Origin of the sequence: Corynebacterium kroppenstedtii (assembly GCF_016894245.1) — a bacterium.
Lineage (GTDB): Bacteria > Actinomycetota > Actinomycetes > Mycobacteriales > Mycobacteriaceae > Corynebacterium.
Genome location: NZ_CP069792.1, coordinates 764,437 through 784,242 on the forward strand (window position 1 = coordinate 764,437; position 19,806 = coordinate 784,242).

General features: G+C 56.6%; 19 protein-coding genes and 2 tRNA genes. 13 read left to right on the forward strand and 8 right to left on the reverse strand.

Translation table 11 applies throughout. From position 1 onward, the window contains the following. Nucleotides 1-22: 22 nt before the first annotated feature. The 4 genes from I6J23_RS03365 to mvk are packed head-to-tail and all read right to left on the reverse strand — an operon-like array spanning nt 23 to nt 4,768. Nucleotides 23-1,309: an alpha-hydroxy-acid oxidizing protein gene (locus I6J23_RS03365; RefSeq protein WP_204582522.1), complete on the reverse strand. Its 1,287-nt coding sequence runs from the start codon at nt 1,307-1,309 to the stop codon at nt 23-25. Continuing rightward, nucleotides 1,306-2,535, reverse strand: a complete 1,230-nt coding sequence (locus I6J23_RS03370; RefSeq protein ID WP_204582523.1) for a phosphomevalonate kinase — start codon at nt 2,533-2,535, stop codon at nt 1,306-1,308. Before I6J23_RS03370 ends, I6J23_RS03365 begins: the two co-directional genes overlap by 4 nt. Before the next feature lie 5 nt (nt 2,536-2,540). Next, complete coding sequence (mvaD, locus tag I6J23_RS03375; protein WP_239454976.1) at nt 2,541-3,728, reverse strand: diphosphomevalonate decarboxylase; 1,188 nt, start codon at nt 3,726-3,728, stop codon at nt 2,541-2,543. After that, nucleotides 3,695-4,768 (reverse strand): mevalonate kinase, encoded by a 1,074-nt coding sequence (gene mvk, locus I6J23_RS03380; RefSeq protein ID WP_052722385.1) that lies wholly within the window; start codon nt 4,766-4,768, stop codon nt 3,695-3,697. Before mvk ends, mvaD begins: the two co-directional genes overlap by 34 nt. Before the next feature lie 372 nt (nt 4,769-5,140). Here mvk and I6J23_RS03385 point away from each other — a divergent pair, with 372 nt between their 5' ends. Together I6J23_RS03385 and I6J23_RS03390 are read left to right on the forward strand one after the other, a co-directional pair. Further along, on the forward strand, nt 5,141-5,509 hold the full coding sequence (locus I6J23_RS03385) for a hypothetical protein (protein ID WP_204582524.1): 369 nt from the start codon (nt 5,141-5,143) through the stop codon (nt 5,507-5,509). A gap of 118 nt (nt 5,510-5,627) precedes the next feature. Further along, nucleotides 5,628-5,993, forward strand: a complete 366-nt coding sequence (locus I6J23_RS03390; protein WP_204582525.1) for a hypothetical protein — start codon at nt 5,628-5,630, stop codon at nt 5,991-5,993. Nucleotides 5,994-6,049: 56 nt separating this feature from the next. Here the strand turns inward: I6J23_RS03390 and I6J23_RS03395 are convergent, their stop codons facing one another. Both I6J23_RS03395 and I6J23_RS03400 read right to left on the reverse strand, forming a co-directional pair. After that, the gene (locus I6J23_RS03395) at nt 6,050-6,385 is read right to left on the reverse strand and encodes a hypothetical protein (RefSeq protein ID WP_204582526.1); all 336 of its coding nucleotides are present in this window, start codon (nt 6,383-6,385) and stop codon (nt 6,050-6,052) included. After that, nucleotides 6,382-6,600 carry a CopG family transcriptional regulator gene (locus I6J23_RS03400; protein WP_204582527.1) on the reverse strand — a complete coding sequence of 73 codons (219 nt, stop codon included), beginning with the start codon at nt 6,598-6,600 and terminating at the stop codon, nt 6,382-6,384. Before I6J23_RS03400 ends, I6J23_RS03395 begins: the two co-directional genes overlap by 4 nt. Before the next feature lie 179 nt (nt 6,601-6,779). Here I6J23_RS03400 and gyrA point away from each other — a divergent pair, with 179 nt between their 5' ends. The 10 genes from gyrA to I6J23_RS03450 all read left to right on the forward strand — a co-directional run bounded on the left by gyrA (nt 6,780) and on the right by I6J23_RS03450 (nt 17,488). Next, nucleotides 6,780-9,392, forward strand: coding sequence for a DNA gyrase subunit A (gene gyrA / locus I6J23_RS03405; protein WP_204582528.1), 2,613 nt, complete (start codon nt 6,780-6,782; stop codon nt 9,390-9,392). After that, nucleotides 9,392-9,889, forward strand: coding sequence for a DUF3566 domain-containing protein (locus I6J23_RS03410; RefSeq protein ID WP_204582529.1), 498 nt, complete (start codon nt 9,392-9,394; stop codon nt 9,887-9,889). The genes gyrA and I6J23_RS03410 overlap by 1 nt, the downstream gene beginning before the upstream one ends. Before the next feature lie 165 nt (nt 9,890-10,054). After that, nucleotides 10,055-10,131: transfer RNA gene (locus I6J23_RS03415), tRNA-Ile, on the forward strand. Between the two features lie 41 nt (nt 10,132-10,172). Then, nucleotides 10,173-10,245 (forward strand) — tRNA-Ala (locus tag I6J23_RS03420). Between the two features lie 720 nt (nt 10,246-10,965). Further along, complete coding sequence (locus I6J23_RS03425) at nt 10,966-11,697, forward strand: ABC transporter ATP-binding protein (protein ID WP_204582530.1); 732 nt, start codon at nt 10,966-10,968, stop codon at nt 11,695-11,697. Between the two features lie 68 nt (nt 11,698-11,765). Next, entirely contained in the window at nt 11,766-13,538 is a 1,773-nt protein-coding gene (locus tag I6J23_RS03430; RefSeq protein WP_204582531.1) for a hypothetical protein, read from the forward strand. Between the two features lie 777 nt (nt 13,539-14,315). Beyond that, on the forward strand, nt 14,316-16,040 hold the full coding sequence (locus I6J23_RS03435; RefSeq protein ID WP_204582532.1) for a sodium-dependent transporter: 1,725 nt from the start codon (nt 14,316-14,318) through the stop codon (nt 16,038-16,040). A gap of 3 nt (nt 16,041-16,043) precedes the next feature. Beyond that, nucleotides 16,044-16,202 (forward strand): methionine/alanine import family NSS transporter small subunit, encoded by a 159-nt coding sequence (locus I6J23_RS03440; RefSeq protein ID WP_204582533.1) that lies wholly within the window; start codon nt 16,044-16,046, stop codon nt 16,200-16,202. A 191-nt stretch (nt 16,203-16,393) separates the two neighbouring features. Further along, the gene (locus I6J23_RS03445; RefSeq protein WP_204582534.1) at nt 16,394-16,591 is read left to right on the forward strand and encodes a hypothetical protein; all 198 of its coding nucleotides are present in this window, start codon (nt 16,394-16,396) and stop codon (nt 16,589-16,591) included. Nucleotides 16,592-17,107: 516 nt separating this feature from the next. Further along, nucleotides 17,108-17,488: a hypothetical protein gene (locus I6J23_RS03450; RefSeq protein ID WP_204582535.1), complete on the forward strand. Its 381-nt coding sequence runs from the start codon at nt 17,108-17,110 to the stop codon at nt 17,486-17,488. Between the two features lie 79 nt (nt 17,489-17,567). Here the strand turns inward: I6J23_RS03450 and nrdF are convergent, their stop codons facing one another. Together nrdF and nrdI are read right to left on the reverse strand one after the other, a co-directional pair. Continuing rightward, nucleotides 17,568-18,620, reverse strand: coding sequence for a class 1b ribonucleoside-diphosphate reductase subunit beta (nrdF, locus tag I6J23_RS03455; RefSeq protein ID WP_204582536.1), 1,053 nt, complete (start codon nt 18,618-18,620; stop codon nt 17,568-17,570). Between the two features lie 13 nt (nt 18,621-18,633). Further along, entirely contained in the window at nt 18,634-19,155 is a 522-nt protein-coding gene (gene nrdI, locus I6J23_RS03460; protein ID WP_318743637.1) for a class Ib ribonucleoside-diphosphate reductase assembly flavoprotein NrdI, read from the reverse strand. Between the two features lie 171 nt (nt 19,156-19,326). Here nrdI and I6J23_RS03465 point away from each other — a divergent pair, with 171 nt between their 5' ends. Beyond that, a complete protein-coding gene (locus tag I6J23_RS03465; RefSeq protein WP_204582538.1) occupies nt 19,327-19,755 on the forward strand; it encodes a pyridoxamine 5'-phosphate oxidase family protein in 429 nt (142 codons plus the stop codon). The last annotated feature ends 51 nt before the right edge of the window (nt 19,756-19,806 follow it).

The window sequence follows — 19,806 nt, forward strand, 5'->3', positions numbered from 1 at the left end:
ACGTGCGTACCGATTATTCGTTTTATCGACAACGGTCGGCGACGGCAGTGAGATCAATCCCCCGCGCGCGAGCCGACTCCGCCAGGGGCCCGGTGATGAGGGCATCGGTGTTGTGCAAGTCGCTCGTGCTGGTGGCGCCGACCATTTCGTAGAGTGCCTGGAGGTGCTCGGCCCACCGGTTGATTTGGCTGGTCAGCGCGTCGACTGCGGCGTCGATCCCTTGGGCGCGTTCCTGTGGTGAGCGGGTGGCGTCCCCCACGCCGGTGCTCAATGCGGTGTGGAGGAATGTTCCAGCGACTCCCACGGCGTCAGCCCCTAGGGCGAGGCCTCGTAGGACGTCGTAGGGTTGTCGAACTCCCCCTGAGGCGAAGAGTGTGGGCAGGGTGTCGGGATCAGCAGTGGTTGCGTCGAGCAGGGAGAATGCGGCGGATTGTCCGAATCCGGTGAGGTAGGAGAAATCGCGGTCGGATCGTCGGTCATTTTCGATTCGCGCGAAGTTGGTTCCTCCGCGGCCAGAGACGTCGGCGATGGATACACCCAGGTCGTGGAGCTGCTGAAGTGTGTTCCGGGTCATGCCGAAGCCGACTTCTTTGACGATGACGGGCGTGTGGGTGGCCTGGAGCGCATTAACGATGGCTTCGATGTTGCGTGGCCAGGAGGCGTACCCGCGCGAGCCTTCCGGCATGACGGTTTCTTGCACGGCGTTGACGTGGATTTGGAGGGCATCGGCGTGGAGGGCGTCGACGACTCGGGCGGCATCGTCGGGTGTGGCGTCGGCGCTGAGGTTTACCCACACGGTGCCGTGGGGGTTGCGGTCACGGAGGATGCTGAATGTGGGGAGAGTGTCGGGTTCGCGCAGGAAGATGGACATGGAGCCGGTGGCGACGGCGATTCCTGTGCGTGCCGCGGTTTCGGCGAGGACGCGGTTGACTCCTGCGGTGAGTTCGGATCCTCCGGTCATGCCGTTGATGTAGAACGGCAGCCCCCAGTGCAGCGTCGGTGCTGTATGTGCGTTGGCGCTCGCGTTTGTTCCAGCGTTCGCGTTTTCTCCGCCACTTGGATCCGTCTGGATGGTGGTGGAAATATCAGCTTGACCTGGGTCTATGCCGGCCAGCGAGTGGTGGAGGATGCGGACGTCGTCCCACGCACAATATGTCGAGCCACTCCCGGCGGGGCGGGGTGAGGGTACGGAGGAAGCGTTATCGGGAGCTGGGGTTGTGGCGTCGGCGGGCTGTGGAGGTTCGCCGTGGGCCTCGCGTTGTTGCCTGGCGGCTAGGGCCAGGTGGTCGTCTTTCCGGCTGCCACTCATTTCCCATCTCCTTCCGTTGGTGTGTCATGTGGAGCTGTATCCGCTCCCATGGGCGAAACATGCAAGTTCAGAGGGCGAATTCCTGCCGCCGTCCATCGCTCGTGGAGTGCACGGGGGTTGACGCCCGGCGCGGCGAGCGCGATTCCGCAGTCGCCGCCTCCTGCTCCTGATGATTTCGCCCACCACCCCTCCTCGAGCGCGGTGGTGATCAAGGTTCGCAGCGCCGGGGTTTCGATAGCCACCCCTCGTTGCGTTGCGATCTCTCCCAAGACCTGCCGGGCTTGTGCGAGGGCGTTCCCGGTCGCAGACGTCGCCGAGTCGTCTGAATCGGCGTCGCTCCGATTAACTTCACCCGGATCAGCTTCACACCCACCGTTGTCGCTGGTCAGCGCTTCAACAAGGTTACCGACGGCTGCGTCGCTTCGCCGGAGAAGGTCGTCGGGTAGCGCGGTTTTCTTAACGACGTGCCCGACGAGCTCGGTGGTGTCGGCGGGGGTTCCTGTCCAGCCGACGCTGAGTTGGATTCCCGGCGCGGCGGGCGTGATGCGGCGGAGTGATAAGCCTGGCCACTCCCCTGTGAGCAGGTCGCTGATTGTTGTCGTGCGGGAGCGAGAACCCCAGGCGCGGTCTTCTAGCCATGCTCGGTCGGGCGAGTGGTATTCGACCCATCCGCCGAGTGCGCTGGCGGCGACGTCGCCTCCCGATGTTTTTGTGGTGACCCGCACTGTTGCGATGGCTGCGAGTCGGTAGATCTGTTCGGGCCTGGGCTGTAGCCGGTGGTGGCGGGCAGCGGCGGCGATGGTCGCGACGGTGACTGCGGCTGACGATCCGAGCCCGAATTTCGCGCCGCTCGTGGCGTCATCGAGGTGGCTCGAGATGTCGATATCGTATCCGCTGGCGGGAAGGTGTTTTTCTGCTCGCCAGCGTTCGACGGTGAGGACTGCGGCCGCAACGTATTTGTGGAATCCGGTCTCGTCGGTGTGGAACCGCGCGGCTGCCGTCGGGTCGGTGCTAGCTTCCCACCGGACCGGGGCTTCGTCGGGTTTGGTGGGGTCGCTCGCGTCGGATCGTAGCGTTCCGGTTTCGGTGCCGGTGGGCGTGAGCGTGACGTGCACATACCTGTCGACGGCGATGAGTAACGCGGCATGTCCGGGGTGAACAACAGCGTATTCTCCGGCGATGTACAGCTTTCCGGGTGCCGAGGCGTGGACGGAGGTCTGTGTCACGGCTGTTACTCCTGACGGTTCGATTCGTCGGGAGTCTGTGCGGGGTCCTCTCCATTTCCATTGGTCTGCTCATCTGGGCTGGTCTCCGCGATGGGCGTCAAGCGAGCGCCCGACCCGGCGCGAGCAGGGATGAGCTCGAGGTCCGGGAACCGTTCATGGAGGGCTGCGTGGGTGGCGTCGAGGTCCTTGGACTGGCAGAGCGCAACGACGTTAGGCCCGGCGTCCGCGGTGCCGTACACCTCTAGCCCGTCGTTCCGTAGTTGCGCGATAGCGTCGAAAATGGCGACGGATGTGGGCGCTAGGTAGCGGACGGGTGGCCGGTTTCCGTTAATCGCCGCGTGCATGCGGAGTGCGTTGGATTCTGTTATTTCGCCGACTCGGGTGTAGTCACCCTCGGCCAGCGCTTGTTGCATGTCGACAAGATCGCGCTGTGTGCTGCTCACCCACCCGTCGAAGAAGGGCGATGTCCGAATGGTGTCTGCCATGGCGACGCGGGAGGACACGGCTTTTTGCGCGCCCGAGACGACGCAGATGACCATGGCGAGGTCGGGTCCGGGGACACTTTCCGCGTACGAGGTGAGGTCGGCGTGGTCGTCGTCACCGTCGCCTGGGTGCCAGATGACGAGGTTGCCCAGGATGGATCGTGTGGCGGATCCAGAGCCGCGGCGGGCTAGCCGTGAGAGCGATCGCGGGTCGCCGGGGAGTCCGTAGGCTTTCGATGCCGCGGTGGCGAGTGCAGCAAATCCTGATGCCGAGGATGCTAGCCCTGCCCCGGTGGGTACGGAGTTGATGGAGTTGACCCGCGCGTACGTGTGCGCGAGCTCAGAGTTCTGTTGTCCGGAGTTCTGCTGTCCGGCGTTCTGTTTTGCACTGCGCTTGCGCACCAAGTCAAGGAATGCGCTGACCCTGTGCGTTGGCGTACCAGGTGCTGGCTCACCATTGAGCGTGAAAATATCGCTGGTCAGACTCGGATCAGGGTTAACGACGGTATCCGTGGGATAGATATCGAGCGTTAGTGACAAACTACCGGTTGCGGGCAGAACTAAGTCGGCATTGCGCTTACCCCAGTATTTGACCAGCGCGATGTTGGGGTGAGCGGTTGCTCGCGCGGTGTGCGGAGTGATCGATCCGATATCGCCCATGCTGGGGTGCGTGGTGGTCACCGTTGGAACTCCGAGGGGTGCATGAGCCATGTGCGACGTGCACCCGCGGCGCGGAGTGCGTCGGACAGCGCGATCGCGTGGTTTTCGTCTTTGGATAGCGCGATGATGCAGCCACCTCGCCCACCGCCGGTGAGCTTCGCGCCAAGCGCCCCCTCATTCCGCGCTGCCGAGATAAGGTTTTCGAGCTCTGGACTGGATACGCCGAGGTCAGCGAGGTGTTCGTGGACGGCGTTCATCCGTTCACCCAGGGAGGCCCGGTCGTCGAGAGCGAGGTCAATCCGCGCTTCGACGGTGTGATGGCGGATGGCGTCGACATTTCTGGTGAAACGCTTCTTATGGGTGCGGCGTATTTCGTCGACACCTCGGACGGCCGAGAGTGTATCGCCTGGTTGTCCGGTATCAGCGACGACGAGCGGCGATCCGAGGCTGACGGTGATGGGTTCGCTGCGTCCGCCCTGGAAGAGCACAGGGTGGGTGTTCAGCACAGTGTGGGCGTCGAGGCCGCTGGCGCTGCCGTGAGCAACGCGCTCTCCGATCTGCACAAGTTCATATCGGCTGTGGTAATCGACGTCCTTGCCGCTGAAATCGATGATGGAATCCACCATTGCTGCCGACGCCGCTGCGCTGGAGCCGAGCCCGCGCGCCGGCGGGACATTGCCTTGGCACGAAATGTGCATCCCCGACTGCGGGTATTCAAGCAGGTCCAGGCAGGCTTTAATCGTGGCGCCGACTGGGGACAGGAACGTCGGCGCGTCGGCAAGAGGACCGTCGTAATTGTTGGCGGTCAGCCACAGTTCCCCATCACACGGCTCAGCCGTGGCGCGCAGGGTCAGGCACTGCATGGGGAACGCGATGGCCGGCTCCCCAAATACAACGGCGTGCTCGCCAAACAGAATGATCTTGGCGTGAGCGCGACCGAACCCCCTGGCCTCGTCCGCTAACGCGGAGTAATGAGGCCCTTCCGCAGGTTGTTTATACCGTTGACTCTCATTCAAACGTGCATAATCGGGAGCCTCGCTGCGACGCGAGGAAGTAATAACGTCTGCGTCGGAATGTCTCAGTGGCTGCACCAGTGCTCCTATACGGAATGAATCAAACCCTGCCGTCGCTCCACCTTAACTACAGCACCCGACAAACCTCCTCAGATCCCGTCGGGCAAAGCCCATTGGGCATGGACCCCATCGAGCGTGGCTCGGCCGAGTGTGGCCAACGGCAAACGCTGCTACTCTACCACGAATCAGGGTAGTCCTCGTTTCTTATCGACGACGACGCTCCAGCTGGCCCAGGGCGTTTCTCGCTGGATTCAGGGACTAATCGAGCCCGAAGTAACGGGTTTGTCGTGTATATTTTAAACCTAACCGAAGTGTTTTCAGTGTTTTCAAGGGCGGAACACTCGGCGAGGAACACTCGGCGACGGAGAATAAATCTGGAAGGTCGCGACCATGTCCACACTTCTCTTCAAGTTCCCCTTAATCGAAGCAATTATTACTGTTATCTCTTTTGTTTTCTTAGCGCGCTCCCCCGGAGCAGCTGCATTCGTTTTCGCAGCAGTCTTGCCTGCAATGATTTATCACTTCATGCTCGCGCTCTTTAAGGTCCAGCACTTAGCTGTGTGGATTGCATTAGCTGGCGTCGTTACTGTTGTTGGCATTATCGACTACGTCGTGGGCCCGGTGGGATTTTTAGACGTATACATCTTGCCCGCCGGAATTGGCCTTTTTATTGCGTGCGCCCTGTACGCAGTTTGGCTGAAAGTTAGCCACGATTCTGGAAACCAGCAGTCAGGGAGCCAGCGCGCCAGCGTCGCATAGTAGCAGCGCCCACGCCCAATTACCGGGTCAGGTTGGTCCGAGTACCCGCGCTGAACGCGCACCTTAACGACCCATCTTCACAGCTCCCGTAAATAACTACGACAGCTAAGGTCTACGAATGTCACCTAATGAAGCCAGCAATTCCTCTAAACCAACTTCCCCCGCATTTATTGAAAGTCTCGCCGGGGTGCTCTCCACATTATTACTGGCAGTGGTGTCATTTCTCTCCCTCAAAGGGCAGATATCCTCAGTCGCTTTTGTGGTGCTCTCTTTTGTCCTACTAGCAGCGTGGATAACCTTCCACGCCAACGTAAAAGGTAGAGCTAGGGTAGGCACCTTGGACGGGCTGCTAGTCATGATTCCCGTCATCATCGCCATATTCGATCTAACCAGTAAGTCACATTTAGGAAATGGCGCTGCAGCAATATTCTCGGCTATCACAATCGCCTGCTACGTGGCTTACTTCGTTCGCTCATGGAAATGATGGCCTCAAGTCGTAAAACCGCAGCTCACACAGCTAGCAGCAAGGGCACCCCCGCATCAGCGTCGCATCGTCATAATGTCGATCACTAGTTCAGCTAGTTTTCCGTTGACCTTATTCAATGGTTTCAGCCGCGTAATCGCCTCACCCACGGCATCGAGCATCTCCCTTTCATTCCGGTGCGTCGGTATTCCGCCGATACGCCCTTGCCCAGCCGCAGCGATCGCCGCACACGCCCACGGACGTACGAGATACACGCCGGACCCAGCCGCCGCGCGAAATTCGTCGATAATAATAAGGAGTTGTTCGGCGGTTACTGGCTGGGAGCCAAAACCGGCCCGAGCATTTAGTTCATCATCCACCCCATGCGGTCCATCCACTCCCGGCGCAGTCATCGTCGAACCTTCTTAGCCCGAACTTTCTTGACTAGTTCCGCATATTCGGGAACTCGGGATCTGGCCAGCTCCCGCACTTCTTCGTTGTCCACCGTCCGCGCCGCCGTCGACACGATCGCGCGGACGACAGCTTCATGCTTCGAGGTGCCTGTCATTTCTGCCAGCAGCGTCAGGGCGCGGTCTTGGTTCTCCGTGAGCCGTAGGGTCATTGCCATACTCACTATTCAACCATTTATCCACCCTCGAGTGATACCACTGCGGTACCACAAATTGGCGAACGTCTCCGATAAAGCGGCTCAACGAACCCACAGGAGCACTCCGTCGAAAAGATCGGTCCTACACAACCCGCCGAGGCACAGCTCCCATGTCCGCCCTGTGAGGTAAGGTAGAGCGCATGAGTGATGACAGCGGAAATACCGGGGGCAATGACCTTTTCGATCGCATCAGCCCGATCGACATCCAAGAAGAAATGCAATCGAGCTACATCGATTACGCCATGAGCGTCATCGTTGGACGTGCTCTCCCCGAGGTCCGCGACGGCATGAAACCCGTCCACCGCCGCATCATCTACGCGATGTACGACAACGGCTATCGCCCGGAGCGCAGCTACGTCAAGTCCGCCCGACCCGTCGCGGACACGATGGGCCACTTCCACCCCCACGGCGATAGTGCCATTTATGGCACCTTGGTCCGCATGGCTCAGCCGTGGTCCATGCGCTATCCGCTGGTTGATGGGCAAGGTAACTTCGGCTCGCGCGGCAACGACGGCCCCGCCGCCATGCGTTATACGGAGTGCCGCCTCACGCCGTTGGCCATGGAGATGGTTCGCGATATCCGCGAAAATACCGTCGACTTTGAGCCCAACTACGACGGCAAAACACTAGAACCGACGATTCTCCCGTCGCGTGTTCCCAACCTGCTGATGAACGGTTCCGGCGGTATTGCCGTCGGTATGGCGACGAATATTCCGCCGCACAACCTCACCGAGCTGGCCCAGGCGATTTTCTGGTGCCTCGACCATTACGACGCGGACGAGGCCACCACGCTCGAAGCCGTCATGGAACGCGTGAAGGGCCCCGACTTCCCCACGGCCGGGCTCATCGTCGGCGATAAAGGCATTAAGGACGCCTACACCACCGGCCGCGGCTCCATCAAAATGCGCGGCGTGACGTCCATTGAGGAGGAGCGTGGGCGCACCATCATCGTCATCACCGAGCTTCCGTACCAGGTCAACCCCGATAACCTGGTCTCCAGCATTGCTGAGCAAGTGCGCGACGGGAAGATCGCAGGCATCTCCAAGATCGACGACGAATCCTCCGACCGCGTCGGCATGCGCATCGTCGTCACACTGAAACGCGACGCCGTGCCGCGCGTTGTGCTCAACAACCTCTACAAGCACTCTCAACTGCAGACCAGCTTCGGCGCGAACATGCTGTCCATTGTCGACGGCGTCCCCCGCACCCTCCGCCTGGACCAACTGCTGCGTCTATACGTCGATCACCAAATCGACGTCATCGTCCGACGCACCCAGCACCGCCTGGATGAGGCCGAAAAGCGTGCCCACATCCTGCGCGGATTGGTCAAAGCGCTGGATATGCTCGACGAGGTCATCGCGCTGATTCGTGCGTCCCAAACCCCGGAGATCGCACGAACCGGACTGATGGACCTCCTAGATATCGACGAGCTCCAGGCCGACGCCATTCTGCGAATGCGACTGCGCCAACTCGCTGCGCTGGAACGCCAGAAGATTATCGACGAGTTGAAGGAACTCGAACTCACCATCGCCGACCTCAAGGACATCCTGGCCCGGCCGGAGCGCCAGCGGCAGATTGTGCGCGACGAGCTCGAGGAGATCGTCAACAACTACGGCGATGACCGCCGAACGCAGATCATCGCTGCTACCGGCGATGTCACCGAAGAGGACCTCATCGCGCGCGAAAACGTCGTCGCCACCATTACGTCCACCGGTTACGCCAAGCGGACCAAGGTGGACCTCTACCGCAACCAGAAGCGCGGTGGGAAGGGTGTCCGCGGGGCTGAGCTCAAGCAGGACGACGTCGTCCGGCACTTCTTCGTGACCTCGACGCACGACTGGATCCTATTCTTCACCAACTTCGGGCGCGTGTATCGCCTCAAGGCCTACGAGTTGCCCGAAGCGTCCCGGACCGCGCGTGGGCAGCACGTCGCCAACCTACTGGAGTTCCAGCCTGGCGAACACATCGCCCAGGTCATCCAGCTGCAGACCTACGAAGATGCGCCCTACCTGGTCCTGGCCACTAAGCAAGGCCGCGTGAAGAAGTCGAAGCTGACCGATTATGACTCGGCGCGGTCCGGTGGATTGATCGCCATCAACCTCAACAAGGGCGACTCGCTGATCGGTGCGCAGCTCTGCTCCGCCAACGATGACCTTCTGCTGGTTTCCGAAGAGGGCCAGGCCATGCGCTTTACTGCCGACGACGACACGTTGCGCCCGATGGGCCGTGCCACCGCCGGCGTCAAGGGCATGCGTTTCCGTGGCGAGGACGCGCTGCTGGCGCTAACCGTCGTCCGCGAAGACTCCTACCTCATGGTTGCCACCTCCGGCGGCTATGCCAAGCGCACGAAGATGGAGGAATACCCGGCGAAGGGCCGCGGCGGGCTCGGCGTAGCCACGTTCAAGTACAACAAGAAGCGCGGCAAACTGATCGGCGCACTCGTCGTCGACCAAGATGACGAAATCTTCTGCATCACTACCGACGGTTCCGTGGTCCGGTCCAACGTGAAGGACATCCGGCCTAGCTCGCGGCAGACGATGGGCGTGCGGCTGGTCCACCTGGACAAGGGGTCTGAGCTGCTCGCCATCGACCGCAACGTGGAAGACGAAGGCGAAGAGCACGCGGCGAAAACTGCGGAGAAGGGGAACGCCCCCACCGATCCCGCCGAACCGGCTCCAAACGACCCGTCCACGACTGACTCCAAGGACGGCTCCAACGGTGACGGCTCCTCCGACGCTAAGGATGGGAAGTAATGACGGGGCCGGGACCACACGGGCTGACGCCCGAGGGAAACCAGGCTAACCAGGATCTGGGCACGCGCCGCTGGACGGGCAACTTAGCCGACGAGCCGGCTGGTCCGGCGTCGAGTTCCCCTTACACGCCCAGCTCCCCCAGCGCGCACGGCGCGCCTCAGGGCGAGCGCGTTGTGGAGGTGACCCATATTGATCTCCACCGAGCTGCCCGGATCTCGGGGGCGGTCAGCGCGATAATCGCCCTCGTCTGGATACTCGCTGCCCTTCTCATGTTCGGCCTCTTGGCGGGGATGGGGGCATGGGGAAACATGAACGACGCCCTTAACGACGTCGCAGACACCTCAGTTCCGACGAGCATGGTGATTATTGCGATCATCGCGCTGGCTGTCTTCGAAGCCATCATCGGCACCCTGTTGGGCGTTGTTGCCGCAGCTATTTACAACGGGTTAGCTCGGATGAGCGCCGTTGGTGGAGTGAGAATGGTGGTACGGGACTAACGATCCGCGGTCCGTACGACCTGCCCTGTGCCATGTGGAGCCCGTGTGCGCATCACTCGGACCCCACATCAATCCCAGCGGGCCGACTTTTATTCGACCTATTTACACTGTGACCTGCAGATTTGGTAAACCCCGTTTTCCTGGGTAAAGTTCTGCACGGTTCATGGGCCTATAGCTCAGGCGGTTAGAGCACTTCGCTGATAACGAAGGGGTCGGAGGTTCAAGTCCTCCTAGGCCCACCACGAAAACCACTCCGGTGGGGTTCGGGTGGTAATAACCACAGGGGGCGTTAGCTCAATTGGTAGAGCACTTGCTTTGCAAGCAAGAGGTCACGAGTTCGATTCTCGTACGCTCCACAGGAAATCCCTGGTTACCCTTCGGTAGCCAGGGATTTTGTCGTACCGCATGATGAATTCTACATGGTCACTCTAGACAGGTTTGCCATACTACATTAATCTCGGACTCGAACCTCCTGCCCCTTAACCCGGAACGGCACTATGTTTCACCACGGCTCGATAATCCGCAGCAGTATCGTCGCAGCGGTTACCTGCACCATGGCCTTCACTTCGGTAGCCCACGCTGCACCTACCAACAACAATGCCCAAATTGTTATCCCTCCGGATGGATAGCTGCTGGGCTCATAGCGTTGCCTGCAGCTTGCAACCTGTGCGACTCGAATGATCAGGGGATCTTCCTACAGCAGATTCCAGGATCTCCCCTCCCGAGTTCCTCCCCTCAGACGTAGGAATGAAGGAAGAAGGCCGATGGTGGATAAAAGAAGAATTCCTCTTATATCTATCGTGCTAGCAATAGCCGGAGTAGTTCTCATCGTCCTTTCTATCGCCGACAAAGTGAACACATCTCTTGGCTTTAGTGGCCTGATTCTCTGCGTAGTCGGAGCCGCCATCCGTTTACGGATGCTCTCAAAAAGAAAGGGTTCATAACCATACGACGGCAGACTATTTTCCGATACGCCGAGAAGAAATAGTCTGTATGTTTTTAGGTATCAGTCAAGGAATAACGGGAAAACACGACCTTGTTCGGGTACTTCTTAAATACTAGAAAGGCAGAATATAGTGAGCATATCACTAAGATCCGTCACAAAAATGTACCGCGAAGCCGACGGACCAGTCGTGAAAGGCGTGTCCTACACCTTCGAAGCGGGAAAATTCACTGCCTTGATGGGACGATCAGGGTCCGGGAAGTCGACGTTATTAAACATGATGTCGGGAATTGTTACACCGACGTCCGGGGAGGTTATATATTCAGATACGAATATATTCAAGGCTAGTGACAAGCGGAGGTCGGCACTCCGTGCACAATTAACAGCTACGGTGTTTCAAGACTACAACCTACTCAACTTCCTCACCGCGGAAGAGAACATTGATCTCGGGCGACGCATAAGTAAGTGTAAAAGTAAGGGTCTATCCGCCGAAGACGCACTTCGAGCTGTCGGACTCAGCGGGTTCGAAAAGAAGCGCCCTAGCGAACTATCCGGAGGGCAAAACCAACGAGTTGCGGTAGCAAGAGCTATAGCTGTTGGGCCAGACATCATATTCGCAGATGAGCCGACCGGAGCTCTCGACGAAAATAGTTCACGAACCGTGGTTAAACTTCTGAAAGACGTTGCCAAGGAGGGAGTCGCTGTGGTGATGGTTACTCACGATCCTTATATTGCAGCGGCAGCCGATACCGTCCTTGAACTGCGGGACGGAATTATATCCAACGTGCTTGATAAGCCTACGGTTGGCGACATCCTCAGTGCCTTACGAGCCGATGGCGACGATTTCGGACAGGAGGATGAATGACACCGCTACTTATCTGGCGTGGACACACGTCCTCAACAACCACGCTAACCGTAATCACCGTTGCGCTAGTGTCAATCATAAGTGGCACGCTTAGCGTTGCGATCAGTTCTACCGAAAAAGCAAATGAGCTAAAAACCCAAGGACACCTAACAACGGATCTGGTTCAGCGAATTAACACTCTTGACGGAATAGCCACATACAGTTTTCTTGTTGTTGCCATTTCGGTTGTTGTTGCGCTTTTGCTGCTGGCTGCCATAATTCAGTTCACCGTAGCCTCCGCGTCATCAACTATCCGGTCGCTACGCGTGTACGGCATTTCTCGTAATCGGGTGCGTTTGGGATTCGTTGGAATATCTCTATTTGCGTCGGTACTCGCACTGCTATTCGCCGTAATACTCGCCCCTGGGGCTGGAGCGATTCATCGGTATATTCTTTCTCTGACCGGACTCGATGTCAGTGACGTCAGCATCCATCCGTCATACTCGGCAATATTATGGACAACTATATCGATAGCCATCTTTGCAAGCTTGGTGTCTTATACCTCATCGAAACGAGCAGCGTCTCTCGAAAACTCATCAAGTACACAAAGTCGCTGGGTAACCCGCGTTCGCTTGGTTACTAGGGTCACTGTCTTCATTGGTGTTGTGATTGGCCTCGTCGCAATCCTTCGAGTCAATCCCACGATGGAAAACGTTAATGAAATCACATTCGGCGCGATGTTCACTTCGCTTATAGCTGCGTGGTGCGTATTTCCATTGCTCGTGAACATCGTCGGCAGGATCATCAAGTCCTTTGGTAGCGTCGGTTTGGCTGCCGGTGGGCTTATGGCTGCTGAATCAAGAAGAATCAGCGGGATCGCGCTGATATCTGCACTGTTGTTGGGACTCGGAGGAACTAGCGCGATGCTCACCCTTGCATCTTCGTCCGCAGGACAATATCTTGCTATGACTTCCGTCTCAGCAGATGCGGTCACGAATGGACAAATAAAGCGAACGGCACCCGATGTAGAGGTTTCATCGTTTAATTACGACAACGGGTGGTTACTTAAAGACGAGGAGGCAAAGCAAGCTCCCGTCATCCTATTCAATCCAGAAGTATTTCGTAATATGCTGAAACCCGGAACAATAAAGGCCGGCGATCTTCAATCGGTCAATGGTACGCATGTTGCTGCGGATGCCCAGCGCTACAAACTCGGAGATACAATACCGATCGTCAACGACGATGGTAGAACCTTGGAACTAAAAGTCGTGGCATTGAGCGATCCTGAATCCCTGCTCGGAGGGGCGATAGGCGCCGACTCTAAAACATTCTCGCCAAGTAATGCTTCGAAAATAGATTACCGGACCTACGCGACTTCTGACGGTGGCTTACACCGCATTTCTGAAGCATTCCCCGAGGCAGATTGGAAGACGATTCAGCAGTTCGTCGACGACGACCTTCGCTCAGCCCAAGCATCCCAGATGGCCTCGGTGTTTTCCATGATTGGCGGCGTTTCGCTCGTGGCTTTCTTCGGCCTGCTCTATAGCGTGATCGGGTTTTCTGTAGATCAGCGGAGGAGTGCTTTTTCGTTGAGCAGAATGGGCATGGGCCGTGTTCCTAAACTCAGTGTTTTCGCATTCATTGGTTGTGCGGTGGCAGTATCATCGGCGATATTGGCGGCTTGTGGGTTGCTCGCTGCACTGAGACGCGTGAGCGATATTCTGGGTTCTCTCGGTGTCACCTATCCTCTGAACGTTCCTTGGGGCATGTTGATTACCATGTGGGCGTTGATCGCCGTTGCTGCTGTACTAGGTATGGTCGCTGGTCAACGTAGGACCAGCAAACTGCACGGACGATCTTGAGCGGCAGGCAATCGGCAGGACGCCAGGCGTAGTCATTAATGGGAGCCGCTCTCCTATCGAACAAGTAACCTTCCTCAAGTCATCAAACGGTTTTTCAAGCGAAATGCACGGAAGGTCGCGCCTCGACCGATATGGGAGGAGGAATTGTCGGTGGTGAACTCACAAGCGCTGCACCATCATGCTTCGACTAAAAAACTCCTTTTAATTGCAACGGGTCTAGTAATCACGGCAGTAGTGACTGTGCTCTTCTTTCTTTTACTTGGAACAAGCCGTGAATTCGCTTTGTTCAATCCGATTTCCGTATCTGGACTACTCCTAGCAATCCTTTTCTTCATTTATGCACTTAAACAAAGGAGTTGTGCAAAGAATCAAGATTTGCCGACAGATGAGTAATGAAGAAAGCAGGCCTACACGACAAAAAGCGGTGCGAACACTTTTTTACACAAGGTAACCGACCATCATCCCGCAGGTACTCCTGCATGACCCATCCTATGGGAGTCTCTCCTAGACCATGCGGTATGCTCTGTACCCGTGAGCACACAAGTAACCTTCAACCGAATTATTAACTGAGCGTCTGGCTACCCTTTACCAGACGCTCCCCCGGCCTGCGGAAAACAACCGCACCGGGGATTTTTGCTATTCAGACCCGCTAACAGAGGGCCGCGGCCCACACCCAGGTTTCGCCGGCCCGGTTAGCCTCGGAAAGGAAAATCGAAAACCCTCGCCTGCGATCACCGGAAACCCCGGAGAGCAGGCACGAACATCACGGAGCAACCCATGCCCCAGAAGACATCCGTATCCAGCGGGGACGAACCCACCTCTGCTGCTAACTCCCCTGCGGGAACCCCGCCCAGACACGGCGGTGCGGCCCCGGCAAACAAACCAGCGAAAAGAGCGACCTTCGGTGGCCGGACCATGTTTATCTCCGCTGCCATCGGTTCCGCCATCGGGCTCGGCAACATCTGGCGATTCCCCTACATTTCGTACGATAATGGCGGAGGAGCCTTCCTCTTCCCGTACGTCATCGCCCTGCTGACCGCAGGGGTGCCGGTCCTGATTCTCGATTACGTCCTCGGCCACCGCTTCCGCGGCTCCGCGCCGCTGGTGTGGCGCCGCATCTCCCGGAAAACCGAGGCCATCGGCTGGGTGCAGACCGGCATTACCTACATCATCGCCGTCTACTATTGCGTGATCCTCGCCTGGGCGGCCATGTACACCTGGTTTTCGTTGAAACTGGCATGGGGACAGGACCCGGAGAAGTTCTTTACCGGTGAGTTCCTGCACGCTGATACCACAAGCTTGACCAGCGCGAATGTGGTGTGGCCGATCGCGATCGTGCTAGCTCTGGTATGGGCAGCGATCACGGCGGTCATGGTGCTGGGTGTTCGTAGAGGCACCGGGTTGCTCTCCTCGATCTTCGTTCCGCTGCTCATCATCATGTTCATCATTTTGGTTATTCGTGCCTTGTTTTTGCCGGGTGCCGCTGAGGGGCTCGAGGCCTTCTTCACCCCGCAGTGGAGCGCTCTGCTCGATCCCCAAGTCTGGATTGCCGCCTATGGTCAGATCTTCTATTCCCTGGCCATCGCCTTCGGCATCATGATGACCCAGGCTTCCTACCTGCAGAAACGAGCAAACCTTTCGGGTCTCGGCGCTGTGGTCGGCCTATCCAATAGCGCCTTTGAGGTTCTCGCCGGCATCGGCGTGTTCGCAACCTTGGGTTTTATGGCTGTCACCCAGCATGTGGCCGTCGCAGATGTTGCCACCAACGGCATCGGCCTGGCATTTATCGCCTTCCCGACGATCATCAACAACATGACCGGTGGCCCGATCTTCGGCGTCCTCTTCTTCGGTTCGCTGTTGATCGCGGGCTTTACGTCGCTGGTCACCATCGTGGAAGTTGTGTTGTCCTCAGTGCAGGAAAAATTCGCACTTTCCCGACGTCGCGCTGCCGTTTATGTCTGTGTGGCCTGCTCGGTCCCGTCGCTCGTATTTTTCCCAGTGTCGACGGGTCTTGCCACGCTGGATATTGTCGATAAGTTCGTGAACGTCATCGGCATTGTGGTCATCGCCGTGGTGGCGATCATTGTCATCGGCTGGGTGCTTCGCCGCTTGCCGGAGCTGCGGCAACACGTCAACCAGATCAGCAGTCTGCAGCTTGGGCGATGGTGGGATTTCTGCCTTTTGGTGCTCACCCCGCTGGTATTGGGGACGACGTTTGTGCTGGAGATCATCACATTGGTGCGAGATGGATACGAAGGCTATCCGACGGCCAAGGTGGCTATCTTTGGCTGGGGCTTGGCCGTGCTCTTCTATGGTGGTGCTCTCCTAATGTCGCGGGTTCCGTGGCCACGCGGAACGATTCTCGACGGCCCGCCCGTCAGTGATTATGGAGTGCCGCTGACTGGGAAGGGAGCGCCCTTCGGCCAGCACTTGGATAATCCCTACGAATCTATTCACGACCGTGAGCGTCGGCTTGAGGCTGCCGGTCTGAAGGAGGTCTAAGACATGGATGCTGTCACTATCATCGTTATGATCCTCTATTTAGCTCTGGTGTGGGGATTGTTAATCATTGCTGCAATTCACTTAACCAAGCACCCAGATGAAAACAGCGGAAAGTTGGGGACGACGGATCTCGACGACTTGCCGAAGTACACCAAGGCGTAGACGATTCACCTGGGCGGTAGAGACCGTAGACAACAATAAAGCTACCAAACAGTGCCGGAGAGCGGCGGAAATTCAATTAGACTGCTTATCAGAAAGCCCGCTAGCCAGCCCATCGGAACAGAGTTTGATTGCACAGTTCTACGAGATGAATGATAAAGAACCCAATATTATTGGGGAAAAGGATGGTGGGAATGATGACAACAACGTGGACTGACGAAACACCGCAAGCCCGCAATATACGCAACCTCAAAAAAGCAATCAAAGGTTGCGAAAAGATGGGAATAATCCCATCACGGACGGCCTATAAACGCGCCAACCTGCCCGTACCCAAGAAAGCCACAAACGAATACCAGCAGCCTCCGCTGTGGAGGAAAATGATCAACTTCTGACGACCCGTCTGGTAACCACGCGCCCCACCAATCCCCGCCACCACGGCGGGGATTCCTTTTCTTACCGACATATATGCGCGCCCGACGGTAAATGGGTCGTTGCTGAAATTGCACTGCCTGGCAGTCTCACGTGGATCCTCAGGCAGTTGGTGTATGCAGCTAAAGACACTAATGCCATCAAAGATGGCTAAAAGCCGACACTAAGTGAACCGGCCTTAAGGACACAGCCGAAACTTCTGAAAAACACCTTCTACCACCCACACACACGGCGTCCTACTACCGACCTCTATAAGGGTAACTTTCCTGAGTCTATAGACATCTGAGATTGAACATGGTGAACTATGTTCAATGTTCTTAACACTTTCGATATTCGTTTCCCTATGTAGGAGGAGTCCAGGTTCCCCCGTGGCATATTTACGGCCTGAGTGAAGGGCATCTATATGGTTATTGCGTTTACACAGGTGTGGGGGCGAGGGAAAGCGAGATGCCACCAATACGAGGACAGGAGTTTAATTCGTGAGTTCAGCGACAAAACGAATTCTGAGCGTAGGCGTGGCCGGAATTCTCATGATTATTGTGGCTTTTGTAGTAGGTGCAATCATCGGCGCAGATAACGCTACGACTGCATCTTCTGCCTTGTTAGACATGCTCTTTGTCGGGGGTGTGGGCGCCATTTTCGGCGCTATCTTTGTCGGCATCTTTAAGAAGACTTCGACACACGTTAAATCAGTGCTAGGTATTGTCGGGTTAGTTGTAGCGCTTTTCTGTCAGTCAGTAATGGACCAGCAACAAGACTCGCCAGAAATCTTTTCTCCTGCGCTTCTGGTGTATCCAGCTCTGGGTCTAGTGATCATGTGCGTTATACATCCGTTGATCGAAACTCGAAACGACCACTAGCCCGCTTGGCGCACAGATTCGCATTCTGGTTTAAGGCTGTCCAGGCTGGCCAGCTACTCAATATTGCTTTACACGACTGCTAAAAATCCCAGTCAGATTCCTCTGTCGCTTCGGTTTTTCCAATCACATAGGAAGCTCCGGAACCACTGAAGAAATCGTGCGTTTCTGATGCCTCCGGCGCGAGTGCAGCCAAAATATCTGGTTCCGTCAGCTCAGCTTCATCTTCATACAGGGCGGGATAACCAAGATTCATGAGAGCTTTATTCGCGTTGTAATAGACAAAAGCCATAACGCCCGTAAAGTTCGGACGCGAGGTGAATGAGGATTCTGAACGCTGGTGAGAGTCATCGGGCACAGCGATATCGCCATACAACTCACCAGAGTACGTTTTCTCCAAACTTAAAAGCTCATCCACGAGAGAATACGTAAACTCTTGGAGCTCATTTTTCCTCTCAGGGTGAGCATCGAGTCCCCGCTGAAATTTGTAGCCGGAATAATAACCGTGTACAGCTTTATCACGAAGGATAAGGCGAATCATGTCAGCGGTGTTCATGAGTTTAGCGCGACAGCTCAACCACAATGGCAAATAAAATCCGGCGTATAAGAGCAGCGAGCTCAACAGTGTGGCCGCTACTTTCCGCTTTAGAGGATCTCGGCCATAGTAGTGTTTCATCACCGTAGTGGCCCGCTGCTGGAGGACAGTGTTGCGCGTTGCCCACCTATAGGATTCCGTGATCTCTGGAGTACTGCACAACGTACTAAAAACACTGCTATAACTCCTGGCATGTACAGACTGCATGAACGAGATATTGGTATATACCGCCTGCTCATGCTCGGTTCTGCCGTCCGGTATCTGACTCACTTCACCCACCGTCGCCTGAACAGTGTCAAGCAAAGTTAATCCGGTGAAGATTTTCACGGTAAGTTGGCGTAGATCGTCGGGTAGCGAATTCCAACTGGAAATATCATTGGACAGAGGTACTTTTTCCGGAAGCCAAAAATTTCCCGTCAACCGCTGCCACACTTCTAAGTCCTTCGGATCTTGTAAGCGATTCCAATTCACCGGCCTCAATGGCTTTTCGCCATATTTGGACCATTCAGCTGGAGTTATCGATTCATCGATATAAGACAAATCATTTTCCTCTCTATAGGGTTTCGTTTTCTTTGACGTGCTTCCAGAAATCCGTTAATCCATTCCGAACTTTTTCAACGTCACGGCTCGTCCCTAATAACTCGAATCTATAAAGTTCCGGAACATGGCATTTCGAGGCAATCACGGGGCCTGCACAACAAAAAGCGGCCCCAAAGTTCGTGTTCCCGCTGGTTATCACTCCCCGTAATAAGCATCGGTTCTGTTCGTCGTTGAGAAAGCGAATAACTTGGCGCGGAACCGCTCGAGCGATGTCCCCTCCCCCATAGGTTGGAGTGATAAGCACATACGGTTCCGACACATGAAGCTCAGGCTCTTTCAGCCTCATCGGGATTCGGGCCGCGGGTAGGTGAAGTTTGTCCACGAAACGTGCGGTGTTTCCCGAGGCCGACGAAAAATAGACAAGGTGCGTCCCAGAGGCACTAGATGGACTCGGCATAGTTCTCCCACTTGGAGACGGATAGATCTCACGAGGGCTCGTTCGTCCCTCGTTGTTCAACGGGTTGAACTTTATCATTCATCATGATGAAATAACAACCTCAATAAATCCTCGCGCGCGGACTAGCGCATAAGAAGCCGCGGACTAGCGCATAAGAAGCAACGTCAGCGCCTTCAGCGCTACAGCGTGGGAGTTTCGTCGACAAGCCCCTACCGAGGGCGTGAGTGTTTTCTAATGAAAGGACGCATAATGGCAACACTGACAGATCCAATGAAGGAAATGATCAGTCAGCACCTTCCGTTTTTGGCGACGGTGACTGACGCTGAGACCCTTCGGCCTAATCTCGGACCGAAGCGGTCGTTACGCGTGTGGGACGACCATACCTTGGTGTACAACGAGAACACCGGCCGTCAGCATTACGAAAATCTACGCGAGGGCTCACTGGCTGCCGTTGCGGTGGTGGACTGGGCTGAACTCGATGGATACAGGTTTATTGGTCCTGCGGAAATCCACCGCACCGGGCCGGTGTGGGACGCCTGCCTTGCTTATGCGGAGGCTCACGGTTACGCCCCACCCAAGGTGGGTGTTTTAATCCATGTTCAGCAGATCTATACGTTAATGATCGGTGCGCATGCCGGGGAACTTCTTGATAGCGATGACCCCGACTATCGCGTTTAATGACCGGATCAATGACCCTGGCGATTGGGAGTGCCCCCACTCCCCTTTATG

Excerpts from the sequence above, each read along its gene's own strand:
- nrdI (WP_318743637.1), bottom strand. The coding sequence starts at position 19,155 with ATGATAAAGTTCAACCCGTTGAACAACGAGGGACGAACGAGCCCTCGT.
- I6J23_RS03445 (WP_204582534.1), top strand. The coding sequence starts at position 16,394 with ATGATGACAACAACGTGGACTGACGAAACACCGCAAGCCCGCAATATA.
- I6J23_RS03400 (WP_204582527.1), bottom strand. The coding sequence starts at position 6,600 with ATGGCAATGACCCTACGGCTCACGGAGAACCAAGACCGCGCCCTGACG.
- I6J23_RS03365 (WP_204582522.1), bottom strand. The coding sequence starts at position 1,309 with ATGAGTGGCAGCCGGAAAGACGACCACCTGGCCCTAGCCGCCAGGCAA.
- I6J23_RS03465 (WP_204582538.1), top strand. The coding sequence starts at position 19,327 with ATGGCAACACTGACAGATCCAATGAAGGAAATGATCAGTCAGCACCTT.
- I6J23_RS03390 (WP_204582525.1), top strand. The coding sequence starts at position 5,628 with ATGTCACCTAATGAAGCCAGCAATTCCTCTAAACCAACTTCCCCCGCA.
- I6J23_RS03440 (WP_204582533.1), top strand. The coding sequence starts at position 16,044 with ATGGATGCTGTCACTATCATCGTTATGATCCTCTATTTAGCTCTGGTG.
- I6J23_RS03410 (WP_204582529.1), top strand. The coding sequence starts at position 9,392 with ATGACGGGGCCGGGACCACACGGGCTGACGCCCGAGGGAAACCAGGCT.
- mvaD (WP_239454976.1), bottom strand. The coding sequence starts at position 3,728 with ATGGCTCATGCACCCCTCGGAGTTCCAACGGTGACCACCACGCACCCC.
- I6J23_RS03395 (WP_204582526.1), bottom strand. The coding sequence starts at position 6,385 with ATGACTGCGCCGGGAGTGGATGGACCGCATGGGGTGGATGATGAACTA.
- I6J23_RS03435 (WP_204582532.1), top strand. The coding sequence starts at position 14,316 with ATGCCCCAGAAGACATCCGTATCCAGCGGGGACGAACCCACCTCTGCT.
- gyrA (WP_204582528.1), top strand. The coding sequence starts at position 6,780 with ATGAGTGATGACAGCGGAAATACCGGGGGCAATGACCTTTTCGATCGC.
- I6J23_RS03385 (WP_204582524.1), top strand. The coding sequence starts at position 5,141 with ATGTCCACACTTCTCTTCAAGTTCCCCTTAATCGAAGCAATTATTACT.